At 57.9% G+C, this 11,234-nt stretch carries 12 protein-coding genes; 3 read left to right on the forward strand and 9 right to left on the reverse strand.

Features of this window, described 5'->3' with window-relative positions; translation table 11 throughout:
- Positions 1-106: 106 nt before the first annotated feature.
- Both HMPREF2879_RS07955 and HMPREF2879_RS07960 read left to right on the forward strand, forming a co-directional pair.
- Positions 107-1,285 carry an amidohydrolase gene (locus HMPREF2879_RS07955; RefSeq protein ID WP_070600140.1) on the forward strand — a complete coding sequence of 393 codons (1,179 nt, stop codon included), beginning with the start codon at positions 107-109 and terminating at the stop codon, positions 1,283-1,285.
- A 134-nt stretch (positions 1,286-1,419) separates the two neighbouring features.
- The gene (locus tag HMPREF2879_RS07960) at positions 1,420-2,154 is read left to right on the forward strand and encodes a polyprenol monophosphomannose synthase (protein ID WP_049341224.1); all 735 of its coding nucleotides are present in this window, start codon (positions 1,420-1,422) and stop codon (positions 2,152-2,154) included.
- 238 nt (positions 2,155-2,392) lie between these two features.
- Here the strand turns inward: HMPREF2879_RS07960 and HMPREF2879_RS07965 are convergent, their stop codons facing one another.
- The 6 genes from HMPREF2879_RS07965 to HMPREF2879_RS07990 all read right to left on the reverse strand — a co-directional run bounded on the left by HMPREF2879_RS07965 (position 2,393) and on the right by HMPREF2879_RS07990 (position 8,218).
- Entirely contained in the window at positions 2,393-2,731 is a 339-nt protein-coding gene (locus HMPREF2879_RS07965; protein WP_005506034.1) for an RNA polymerase-binding protein RbpA, read from the reverse strand.
- Positions 2,732-2,920: 189 nt separating this feature from the next.
- The gene (locus HMPREF2879_RS07970; RefSeq protein WP_070635218.1) at positions 2,921-3,916 is read right to left on the reverse strand and encodes an SPFH domain-containing protein; all 996 of its coding nucleotides are present in this window, start codon (positions 3,914-3,916) and stop codon (positions 2,921-2,923) included.
- Between the two features lie 78 nt (positions 3,917-3,994).
- Entirely contained in the window at positions 3,995-4,444 is a 450-nt protein-coding gene (locus HMPREF2879_RS07975; protein WP_049358262.1) for an NfeD family protein, read from the reverse strand.
- Positions 4,445-4,995: 551 nt separating this feature from the next.
- A complete protein-coding gene (trpD, locus tag HMPREF2879_RS07980; protein ID WP_070635220.1) occupies positions 4,996-6,066 on the reverse strand; it encodes an anthranilate phosphoribosyltransferase in 1,071 nt (356 codons plus the stop codon).
- A 113-nt stretch (positions 6,067-6,179) separates the two neighbouring features.
- Positions 6,180-6,533 (reverse strand): HesB/IscA family protein, encoded by a 354-nt coding sequence (locus HMPREF2879_RS07985; protein ID WP_049337623.1) that lies wholly within the window; start codon positions 6,531-6,533, stop codon positions 6,180-6,182.
- 290 nt (positions 6,534-6,823) lie between these two features.
- Positions 6,824-8,218: a M20/M25/M40 family metallo-hydrolase gene (locus tag HMPREF2879_RS07990; RefSeq protein WP_070635221.1), complete on the reverse strand. Its 1,395-nt coding sequence runs from the start codon at positions 8,216-8,218 to the stop codon at positions 6,824-6,826.
- 126 nt (positions 8,219-8,344) lie between these two features.
- On the opposite strand from HMPREF2879_RS07990, the gene HMPREF2879_RS07995 reads away from it, so the two are divergent.
- A complete protein-coding gene (locus tag HMPREF2879_RS07995) occupies positions 8,345-8,974 on the forward strand; it encodes a DUF3043 domain-containing protein (RefSeq protein ID WP_070635223.1) in 630 nt (209 codons plus the stop codon).
- Between the two features lie 187 nt (positions 8,975-9,161).
- Here HMPREF2879_RS07995 and HMPREF2879_RS08000 read toward each other — a convergent pair whose 3' ends face one another.
- From HMPREF2879_RS08000 to HMPREF2879_RS08010, 3 genes are all read right to left on the reverse strand, one after another.
- Complete coding sequence (locus tag HMPREF2879_RS08000; protein WP_070635225.1) at positions 9,162-9,818, reverse strand: DUF6318 family protein; 657 nt, start codon at positions 9,816-9,818, stop codon at positions 9,162-9,164.
- 203 nt (positions 9,819-10,021) lie between these two features.
- Positions 10,022-10,732: a DUF6318 family protein gene (locus tag HMPREF2879_RS08005; RefSeq protein WP_070635226.1), complete on the reverse strand. Its 711-nt coding sequence runs from the start codon at positions 10,730-10,732 to the stop codon at positions 10,022-10,024.
- Positions 10,733-10,795: 63 nt separating this feature from the next.
- Positions 10,796-11,234, reverse strand: a 439-nt coding sequence (locus HMPREF2879_RS08010) for a DUF6318 family protein (RefSeq protein WP_246822936.1), incomplete at its 5' end; no start/stop codon positions are given.

The raw sequence follows: 11,234 nt of genomic DNA on the forward strand, positions 1-11,234 counted from the left end.
GGGTGCTTCTATACTCAAATGAGACGCTCAGCTAAGCTACGCGAGCACAATTGAAGTGCCCGCCCTCGTGTGCGCCTCGGCGCGCCTCAAAGGTGAAAGGAATCTAATGTCTACCCGTATTTTCGTAGATGGTAGCGTGTACAGCCCCGTCGACCCGTACGCAACCGCAATGCTCGTCGAAGACGGCTTCGTCCGCTGGGTTGGTTCCGACTCCGGGGCGCGTTCAATTGCCGACGAATCAGCCACCATCACCGAACTTGACGGCGCCCTACTAACCCCCGCCTTCGCGCGCGCACTGGCACCGGTAGCAGGCAAAGAAGCACCCGAAATCCTCGACTACCTGCAGGCATACCGCGCAGCCGGCTACCACACGCACACCCTACTCGCCGGCATGGAAGACGTCCCCGACCTCGTCTCCACACTCAGCTACTACAGCGCCGAACACGGCACACCCGACATCCGTCTCATCCTCAACGCCACCGGCATTGAGACCGACGAACTGATCAGCGCCATCAAAGCACTACGCCCCCTCACCGAAGGCGAACGCGCCGTCAAGGGCCTGCAACTGGTCGGCATCTCTGTCACACCCGAAGAGGCACCCGCAGCAGCACAGGTAGCCGAAGACGCCGCACTCCTGCTCTCCATCGACGCATCCACCGGCTTCACCACCGCAGCCGATGCCGCACTCGCCGTACGCGAAAACCGCCCCTGGCTGCCCATCCGCCTCGACGCAGCAATCAGCACCCCGCAAGACCCCATCACCGACGAATACCTCACCAAACTGGCAGAAGCACGCATCAACCTCGGCCTCAGCGTCTGCGAACCCGAAGAAGACGAAGCCAACAACGACACCGTCCAGGCACTCCTCGCACACGCCGGGGGAGAAGCACGTGAATCTGTGGCATCCGTCGCACGCCGCGCAAACGCAGCCGGCACCTCCATCGCCCTCGGCTCCGACGCCAAACTCTACGCACCCGGCGCCTGGTCCCTCATCCGCGAACTCGTCAACGACGAACACGGCATCTCCGCACGCAGCGCCTTCGCCGCCCTCACCCGCGGCGTCTACCGCCTAGCACACGAAGAAAACCCCTTCACCGGCCAGCTAACCCCCGACACCCCCGCATACGTAGCACAGTGGCGCGTCGAAGCCCTCATGGTCCAGGCACCCGACTCCCGCGTAGCATCGTGGAGTACCGACCCCCGCGCTCGCATTCCGTTGCTTCCGGCGCTGGAGGAGGATTCGACTCTACCCGTCCTGGAATCTATTTACACTGAAAGTAACTAATTTTTTAGCTTGTCAACACCTTTTTAGGCGGTTTAGGAGCAGTGGAGGCCGCCAATGGTTCAGTTGCTCAAATATTTACCCGGTATACTGGATACCTACACTGCCTGTTTTATATGCACCTGTGAGGGAGTAATATGCGCGTTCTAACTGTCATCCCGACGTATAACGAGAAGGAGAACCTGCCCATCGTGGTAGAGCGTCTTCGCAAGGCAGCTCCCGAGGTGGATATTCTCGTGGTGGATGATAACAGCCCCGACGGTACCGGTCAGATTGCTGATGAGCTGTCGGCTAAGGATTCCCAGATTCACGTTCTGCACCGCACCGTTAAGGACGGTCTGGGTGGCGCATACCTCGCTGGCTTCGATTGGGGCCTTGAGGCAGGCTACGACGTTCTGATTGAGATGGACGCTGACTGCTCGCACCAGCCTGAGCAGCTTCCTTCTCTGGTTCGTGCTGTGGAGGCGGGCGCTGACCTGGCTATTGGTTCGCGTTACGTTCCCGGCGGCAAGACCAAGAACTGGCCGGCTCACCGCCAGATTCTCTCTCGCGGTGCTAACCTGTACACCCGCCTGATTCTGGGCACCTCCATTAAGGACATTACCGCTGGTTTCCGTGCGTACCGTCGTGACGCTCTGCAGCGCCTGAACCTTGAGGGTATCGACTCGAAGGGCTACGTGTTCCAGGTTGATCTGGCGTGGCGTTCTGAGCAGGCTGGCCTGAAGATTGTTGAGGTTCCGATTACCTTCGTTGAGCGTGAGATTGGCGCTTCGAAGATGGACGGCAACATTATCTTTGACTCCATGTCTAAGGTGACTCGCTGGGGTATGGCTAACCGCATTCAGAAGCTGAAGAAGGCTCTGGGCAAGTAAGCCCGGTAGCTTTTTGCGCAGACGCTTCTCGCGCCTGAGCTTTAAACGAAAGACCGGGGCGGATACATAACGTATCCGCCCCGGTCTTTTTATGCTGTCTGTAGCGCTCTTTCCTGGCTCATGTACCGACGGAACCAGCGCCAAAACAAGAAGCCCGCTAAGAGCACGAGTGGTGCTTAGCGGGCCCTTCTTACAGCGCGGGCTTCTACAGCGTTTCTACGGCGCCTCTACGGCGCTTTTAGAGCGCGTAGTGCTTGCGGTAGTATTCTAGGCGGTCTTCCAGAGTCTTTTCCAGCTCTTCGATGCTGCGGCGTTCCATGAGCATATCCCAGTGGGTACGTGCGGGCTTCTCTTCTTCGGCGTCTGCGGTGGAGTCGCCGTTGACGAGGTATGCTTCCTTGCCGGACTTTGCGGTCCATACCGAGGGGATTTCTGCTTCTGCCGCGAAGGTCACGAAAACGCGGTCACCGTCTGCGGTACGGTATTCGACGCGCTGGCGGGGCGCGGGCTGTACGTTCGATTCGGTTTCCATCGACTGGGAACCCAGGCGCATACCGCGCAGGCTACGATCGCTCATTTTTCCTCCAGTGTCGTCGGGTGCGCTCTTTGGCGCTTTAGGCATAACGTTGGGCGGGGGAGAACTATTCCCTCGAACGTTTACAAAACATCCATTATATCGGTAATAGTCTCCACCCGCCCAGCGTGGTGGTGTTTATTCGGCGTGATTTTTGGTGATTCACGCCTTTTTATGCGTTAGATTTCGCGTTTAGCCGTTGATGCCGTAGCTTCCGGGTGCCTGCGGTGCGCTCTTGGGTGCCTGTGCTGCGGGCTTCTTCGGTGCGTCTGCCAGGTCGGATGCGGGCAGGGTGCCGAATGCGTTGCCCAGGCCGCGCAGTGCATCGCCGAGTTCGGTCGGGATGAACCAGAGCTTGTTGGCGTCGCCTTCGGCGAGCTTGGGCAGGGTCTGCAGGTACTGGTAGGTGAGCAGCTGCTGGCTGGGGTTGGATTCGTGGATTGCTGCGAAGACCTTCTGCACGGCTTCGGCTTCACCGTTTGCGCGCAGGATTGCAGATTGTGCGTCACCTTCTGCACGAAGGATTTGCGCCTGCTTTTCACCCTCTGCACGCAGGATTGCGGCGCGGGATTCACCTTCTGCGGTCAGAATGTCGGACTGCTTCTGGCCTTCTGCGGTGAGGATTGCGGCGCGACGGTCACGCTCTGCACGCATCTGCTTCTCCATGGAGTCCTGGATGGATACCGGGGGCTGGATTTCCTTGATGTCCACGCGGGAGACGCGCAGACCCCAGCGACCGGTGGTGGAGTCGAGTACGCCTCGCAGCTCCGCGTTAATCTGGTCGCGGGAGGTGAGGGTCTGCTCCAGGTTCAGGCCACCGACGACGTTACGCAGGGTTGCGCTGGTCAGCTCGTCCACGGCACGGATGTAGTTGGTGATTTCGTAGGTTGCAGCCTTAGGGTCGGTGACCTGGAAGTACACGACGGTGTCGATGCCGACCACGAGGTTATCTTCGGTGATCACGGACTGCGAGGGGAAGGAAACGACCTGTTCACGCAGGTCAATCAGGGGCAGCACGCGGTCAACTACGGGGATGACGATGTGCAGGCCGGGGTTGAGAACGGCGTGGAACTTACCCAGTCGTTCAACGATGCCGGCTCGTCCCTGCGGGATGACGCGCACGGTCTTTGCGAGCATCGTCAGTACGAAGAGGATGAGTAGGACCGTCAAAATAAGGCTGATAGGCATTGTTTCTCCTTATCGGTGAGTTATATGGTGTGTTTTTGGTATCTGAACCTGCTTCTAGAGCCGGTATTCAGATGGGTCTTAGGCGTGGGGGAGAGGCTCTACGATTGCGGTAGCACCCTCAATGGCTCGTACCCTCGCGTGTGATCCTGCAACGAGCGTTCCGGAGGCGGTGCGTGCCGTCCAGGTGTCGCCAGCTAGTACCACCAAACCGGTTTCACTAGTCACATCTTGAGTGACGCGCACCTCAGCACCAACGAGTGCTTCAGCATTAGTAACAGCTCCGGTAGCTGATTTATTGAGTTTCTTCAGCAGCGGCGGGCGCAGGCCAAGAACCAGAATCAGGCAGATAACCACGAAAATAACGGTTCGAATCAGCATGTTATCCACGAAGGGCGATATTGCTGCGGTGACGCCTGCGCTGATCGCCAGCATGAGAAAGAACAGGTCGAGGCTGAGCATTTCTATGACGGCGAAAACGAGGGCGAGTGCAACCCAGAGTGTCCAGGGTGTCTCAAAGAGCCAATCCACGAGTTTTCTCCTTTGATGTACATCAACCGGCGTGGTTGACATTGAATCTGCATACGAGGCGACAGCACCTTCGTGATGCGGGGTATATCCATTATTTCAGGTGGATTGAGTACTGGCGACGGTTATGGTGAGTGGGTGAGATTAATACATGAACTGTTAAGACTTTATTTAGATACGGGGAATCTCGGGTTCATTCTAAACCTCCCTAAAAAGCCGATAATATACATTATGTAAAGTAGACCTATTTTTCACTACCCCACCGGACACTCACCGGTGCTTTCTACGCTCTAGCTGGCACGGGTCGAACTGCGGTCCCCGTAATGCGACTGTTGCGACTACGCTCTTCCGTCCGCGGTTCTGAGCTCCGCACGCCTCACACCTTTCTCTGCGCTCCGCGCACCTCAGCTAGCAGTACGCTCACATGCTCCGAACCTCAGGTTCCTCAGTATCTCCCGGTAAACGACAAACACCCGAGACGAGTTCACACCATTCGGTGCGCCCCATCTCGGGTGCCTATCATCAGCTACTGAGCTTCTTTATTCCGGGCTTCTTTATTCTGCGTGCTTAGAGCTGAACTCTACCCACGCGTTGAGCACACGCTCCGCTGCACCGGATGCAATAGATTCGCGTGCATCGGCCAAAGCCTGAGTGAAACGGGTCTCAAAGCTCTCCCCATTGACCGGTCGGTACGCCACCAGACCAGCCGCAGCGTTCATCACCACAGCGTCGTGAATGGCGCGCAGCGGGCTCTTCGGGGCCTCGCCCTCCCCCGCCAAAATTGCACGGAAAACGCCCGCGTTGTACTCGGCGTCGCCGCCACGCAACTGCTCCAGCGGTGCGTTCTGCAGACCGTACTCGGTCGGGTCAAAACGGTACTCGGTCAGTTCGCCGTCTACAGCCTCCCACAGGCGGCTCGTGGTCGCGATGGTCAGCTCATCTAGGCCGTCATCACCGCGGAAAATCAGGGCGTGGTCGCCGCGCTCCGCGAAGACGTGAGCCATCTTCTCAGCCATGACCGGGTTAGCAACACCGATAGCCGAGGACTTCACGCGCGCCGGGTTGGTCATGGGGCCCAGGTAGTTGAACGCGGTCGGAATGCCCAGCAGGCGGCGGGTCGGGCCCACGTGACGCATTGCCGGGTGGAAAGTCATCGCAAACAGGAAGGTGATGCCAGTCTCGCGAGCGCATTCGGCGACTGCGGAAATGGGCATGTCGAGGCGGATTCCGAGGGCTTCGAGGACGTCTGCGGAGCCGGATTTGGAGGTGGAGGCGCGGTTGCCGTGTTTGACGACGGTGGCGCCGGTTCCTGCGATGACGAGGGCTGCCATGGTGGAGATGTTGACGGTGTTTTGCTGGTCGCCGCCGGTGCCGACGATGTCTACGGCATTGGGGTCAATGTCGACGGTTTCGGCTTTGGCGATCATACCGGCTGCGAGTGCGCCGAGTTCTTCGGGGGTTTCGCCTTTGGAGTGCAGGGCGGTGAGGAAGGATGCGAGGATCGGCTGTTCGGTTTGGCCGGTCATGATGTGGTCCATTGCCCAGGCGACTTCGGTGTCGGTGAGGTTTTGGTGTTTGACGAGCTGGTTGAGGATGTATTTCCATGTGATTTCGTGCGTAGTCATGTGTTAAGTGTAAAACCCCCGCCGCGTATCTGCATGGTTGGGTGCAGTATGCGAGACGGGGGTTTGTTAGGCGTGTTGCACCGTGGGGTGCTTAGCGCTGGGGTGTCTTCGGTTTAGTGGAAGGAGTCACCGCATGCGCAGGAGCCTGCTGCGTTGGGGTTGTCGATGGAGAAGCCCTGCTTTTCGATGGTGTCTTCGAAGTCGATGGTGGAGCCGTCGAGGTAGGGTGCGCTCATCTTGTCGACAATGACTTCTACGCCGTCGAAGTTGCGGACTGCGTCGCCGTCGAGGACGCGCTCGTCGAAGTAGAGCTGGTAGATGAGGCCGGAGCAGCCGCCGGGCTGGACGGCGATGCGCAGGCGCAGGTCGGTGCGGCCTTCCTGTTCGAGGAGGGTGCGGACCTTGGTCTGTGCTACTTCGGTGAGGTTGACGCCGTGGGTCGGCAGTTCGATGGTGGTTGCACTCATTGGTGTTGTCCTTTTGTTTTGTTGGTTGCCCGTGTGCGTCGCGTGTGCGTCGCGTGTGGGTGTTTTAGCCTTCACGATACGCCCCTGAGTGTTTGATGCACAACCTAGGGTGTGCATAGTTCGCCGGGGGCGTGAGTATTGGTGTGGGAGCTTGACGAATAATTCTGCTTCTAGGATACCGAAAAAGTGGGGGTTGGGGTTTGTGACCCTTCTCCCCCACTTTTGTGGATGTTTCTCCCCCGCGCTTCCTGAAACTTTCTATCCGAGTGGGTGCTGGTCAGCGAGCGCGTTTAGCGAGCGCCGAGTGCGCTGAGCAGTAGCGCCTCCGCGAGGATTGCGTTCTTGAAGTCCGGAATGTAGAGGGACTCGTTGGCGCTGTGTGCGCGGGTATCGGGGTCTTCTACGCCGGTGACGAGGATCTGTGCCTGCGGGAAGACGTCCTTCAGGTCGGAGATGAACGGGATGGAGCCGCCCATGCCGGTCTGTACGGGTTCGACGTCCCATGCGGCGCGCATTGCGTCGAGGGCGGTCTGTGCACCGTCTGCGTCGACTTCGGTGGCGAAGGGCATGCCGGAGTCAACGGCGGTGTAGTTCGCCTGTGCGCCGTGGGGTGCGTGTGCCTTGATGTGTTCGGCGAGTGCGCGGTGTGCGTTTTCGGGGTTGTCGCCGGGTGCTAGGCGGGTGCTGATGCGTGCGCGGGATACGACGGCGAGGGTGTTGGAGGAGGTTGCGATGGAGGGGATGTCCATGCCGATGACGGAGATTGCCGGCTGGGTCCACAGGCGGGAGGCAACGCTACCGGTGCCTGCCAGGGGTACGGTGTCGAGGATACCGGAGTCGTTGCGGAAGTCTGCTTCGGCGTATTCGAGTTCGGGTTCGGGTGCGCGGTGCAGGCCTTCGACGGCTACGGCGCCGGTGGCGTCGTGCAGGGTGGCAATGAGCTGTGCCATGAGGGTGTGGGCGTCGAGCATGGGGCCGCCGAACATGCCGGAGTGAATGGCGTGGCTACCGACGCGCACTTCGATGTCGCCGGATGCGACGCCACGCAGGCTGGTGGTCAGTGCGGGTACGCCAGCGCGCCAGTTGGCGGAGTCTGCGACGACAATGTAGTCGGCGGACAGTTCCTCACGGTAGGTGTTGAGGAAGGAGACGAAGGAGGGCGAGCCTGCCTCTTCTTCACCCTCGATGAAGAGCTTCACGCCGAGCTTGAAGTCCTCGCCGAGAGTTTCGTTGAGGGCTGCGAGCGCGGCGAGGTGCACGAGGATGCCTGCCTTGTCGTCTGCTGCGCCGCGGCCGTAGAGGCGGTCGCCCTTGCGGGTTGCGACGAAGGGGTCGGTGTCCCACAGGTCGAGGTTGCCGGCGGGCTGTACGTCGTGGTGGGCGTAGAGCAGGATGGTCGGGTAGCCTTCTGCGACGGGGCGGGAGGCGATGACGGCGGGCATGCCCTGCTTTTCGGTGCCGTCTGCGGTGGTGTAGGTGGCGCGTTCGATGCGTACGTTGTTGAAGCCTGCCTTGGTTGCGAGCGCGGCGACTGCCTCGGCGCTGCGGTCTACCTGGGTGAGGTCGTGCGATTCCCAGGCGATGGAGGGAATGGCGACGAGCTCGGTGAGGGTCTGCAGGGTTGCTTCGAAGTTTTTGGTGACGGCGTCGCTCAGGGCGCTGTGGTGGGTGAATTCAGTAGTCATGTTTCTACCTTACCCCCACCTTGACCCCGTCTTAGCCTCAACCGCCGGGTGGTTGGGTTCGTTTCAGTTGCTGGTGTGCGCTTGTGGGGGCGGGTTTGGCGTGTGCCGTTCGGGTATGATGGGAGGGTGTTTGGTCGTAAGAAAGAGAAGGCTGAAGCGGAAGCTGTTCAGCCGCAGGTTGTAGAGGAGCCTCAGGCTCCGGTTAATCCGAAGTTCACCCCGAAGAAGGGCCGTCCTACTCCTTCGCGTAAGGAGCAGCAGGCGGCTCGTCGTCAGCCTCTGGTTGTTAGTGACCGTAAGGAGGCGAAGGCTCGTGAACGTGAGGCGATGGCGAAGGCTCGTGAGCGTCAGAATGATGCGTTGATGGGTGGCGATCAGCGTTACCTGCCCGCCGTGGATCGTGGTTCGCAGCGCCGTTATATTCGTGACTACATTGATGCGCGCCGCAATGTTGGTGACGTCATGTTGTTTGTCATGCTGGCGTTCTTTATTTTTACCCTGTTCATCCCCGGTTTCTTTGGTTCTGCTGAGGCTGCGGAGGGTTTCCAGCGTATTACTACGTACGTCCTTTGGGGTCTGCTGCTGCTGTGGATTGGTGATTCCTGGCTTTTGTGGCGTGGCCTGAAGAAGAAGGTAATTGCGAAGTTCGGCGAGATGGAACCTCGCTCCGGCATGTACACGTATAACCGTGTGATGGTTCCTCGTCGTATGCGCCGCCCGGTTCCGATGGTGAAGTACGGCGAGTACCCGCACTAAGTCGTTGGTGCCTTATAGGTGCTTGGGGAGAGGTCCTGAAGGTTCAGGCCTCTCCCCTATTTTTGTGTTCTGATTTTTACGTTCTTACGCGAGAAGCCACATGTGTTTCGAAAAGCTACTTCTTTGGTGGCTTTTCGAAACACATGTGGCTTCTGGGCTAATGTATTGCGGCTAGACGCCGGTACGGTTAGGCGTCAATTTGGGAGTAGAGGATCTGCCATCTGCCGTCGCGGTGTTCGAGGGCGAACTTGTAGATTTCTTCTTCCTTATCGCTGCTCCAGGTTTCTTGGCGGCCGTCGGGTTCTACCTCGGTGTGTTTGTCCCATTTGTGGTTGGTTTTCAGGTAGTAGGTTTGATGGTCGTCGGTTCTGGGTATGCCGGCGGGTTCGAAGTGTTCGATGCCGTCGATGACCCATCCACCGCGCTGGTAGAGTGCTTCTATTTCGCGATAGATTTTGAGTTCTCCGTCGTTTGAGGTGGAGAGGAATTCGCGGGCTTTGCTGTAGTCGCCGGTTTGGACGCCGTAGTTGATCCATTGGTTCCAGGCGTCCATGGTTTTGAGGATGCCGTCGGGGGTCTTTGCGCGGTATCCGTTTTCGGGGGCGTTGGGTTTGGGGACGTTCTGGGCGGGGCCTTTGGCGTCTGCTTTGCGGTATTCGCCGTTACCGGCGTTGTTGCCGGTGCTGTTGCTTGAGCTGCTGTTGGTGGCGGGCTTGCCGGAGGCGGTGGATCCGTCTCCTGCAGTTGTGATGTCGTGCGGCACGCAGGCGGCGAGTAGGGTGCTGAGGCTGATGAGGGTGCCTCCGGTCAGTATTGAGCGGCGGTTCAGCATGTTGGGGTTCATGGTTGGTCCTCCACATCGTTGTAGTGCATGGTCTCCCGCTTATCTCCATTATGCGCGAGCGCGCACGTGGAACCTGTCATTGCTCCAGCCCTCTGGGTGTGTGGCCGTCTATCTTGTGGAAAGATTACGAGGGTTTCACTTTGGTGGTTGCTTCGAAATGCGCGGCAACACAACAGCAGAATCCTTCAAAAATTTCTTCATAATTACTTATCCATACCTTCGTAGCCCATAATTTCCCACTTAACACCATTATGTTTGAGTGCGAACTTAAACGTGTCATTGGTCTTATCCTCATTCACCCAGCTACGCGAACTACCGTCAGATTCAACATAAATCTCACGATCCCAGTGACGATACGCCTTCCAAAAATACGTCTCCCCATCCTCAGACCACGGCGCACCATCAGCCTCAAAATAGTCAACTCCACCAATAATCCAACCACCACTAGCATAAAGATCCTCAACATCGGCATATGCCTGCAACTCATCTTTAAACTCCGACGACACAAACTGACGAGCCATCGAATAATCACCAGTCTCAGTGCCATAGTTAGCCCATTCAACCCACGCTTTAAGGGTCTTACGCATTCCTTCAACAGACTTCTCACGGTACCCGTCTTCAGGCTCAGCAGGCTTGGGCACATTCTGTGCATTGCCGTACTTATCAGCCGGACAATACTCACCATCCGGCGCCTTCGAACCGCCCGAATAGCCTCGAACAGTAGACGGAGTGGCACTCGCCGAAGGCGACTCCGAAGCCGCGGCAGACGTCGAAGCAGTCTCGCTCGGCACTGCGGAGGCGGTGGCTGCCGCCTCGTTATTTGCCTGCTGGCCGCACGCCGCAAGCAGACCGGATACACCAAACAACGTAATGCCGCCCAACAATGCGCGGCGGTTAAGAACAAAAGAAGACACAGAAATTCCTATCCTCAGAAATGCAAAACTTTAGAACTTTGAAATGCGCTAATTCTCAGCACACTAACCATCTACCTGCACACAGTCAACAATCCTCCAGGAAGAATCAAAGTACTTAAACTCAAACTTCCAGGTATCGTTATCCTTCTGGATATTGACATCTCTGTGCCACTCGCCAGTAGGCTCCACAAGAGTTATATAATTCCACTCGCGATATGCCTTCCAAAAATAGGTTTCCCCATCTTCCGTCCATGGCTTTGTATGAGCGGTGTAGTTATCTATGCCATCAATAATCCAACCACCGCGCTTATACAAATCCTCAAAGCTCTTATACCCTTCCAGTTCCTCCGTAAAGTCGCTGGAAATATACTTTCGGGATTCCGTAAAATCGCCTACCTGAATTCCATAATTAGTCCATTTAACCCAAGCGTCCATTGTCTTACGGATACCCTCAATGGACTTTTCGTTATAGCCCTCTTCAGGGGCGTTAGGCTTCGGCACG

It is taken from the genome of Rothia sp. HMSC069C04, assembly GCF_001812895.1.
Lineage (GTDB): Bacteria > Actinomycetota > Actinomycetes > Actinomycetales > Micrococcaceae > Rothia.

Bases quoted from the DNA above. Each gene is read 5' to 3' on its own strand.
- HMPREF2879_RS07990 (WP_070635221.1), bottom strand. From the start codon at position 8,218: ATGACTACTGAATTCACCCACCACAGCGCCCTGAGCGACGCCGTCACC.
- HMPREF2879_RS07955 (WP_070600140.1), top strand. From the start codon at position 107: ATGTCTACCCGTATTTTCGTAGATGGTAGCGTGTACAGCCCCGTCGAC.
- HMPREF2879_RS07970 (WP_070635218.1), bottom strand. From the start codon at position 3,916: ATGCCTATCAGCCTTATTTTGACGGTCCTACTCATCCTCTTCGTACTG.
- HMPREF2879_RS07965 (WP_005506034.1), bottom strand. From the start codon at position 2,731: ATGAGCGATCGTAGCCTGCGCGGTATGCGCCTGGGTTCCCAGTCGATG.
- HMPREF2879_RS07985 (WP_049337623.1), bottom strand. From the start codon at position 6,533: ATGAGTGCAACCACCATCGAACTGCCGACCCACGGCGTCAACCTCACC.
- HMPREF2879_RS08000 (WP_070635225.1), bottom strand. From the start codon at position 9,818: ATGAACCCCAACATGCTGAACCGCCGCTCAATACTGACCGGAGGCACC.
- HMPREF2879_RS07960 (WP_049341224.1), top strand. From the start codon at position 1,420: ATGCGCGTTCTAACTGTCATCCCGACGTATAACGAGAAGGAGAACCTG.
- trpD (WP_070635220.1), bottom strand. From the start codon at position 6,066: ATGACTACGCACGAAATCACATGGAAATACATCCTCAACCAGCTCGTC.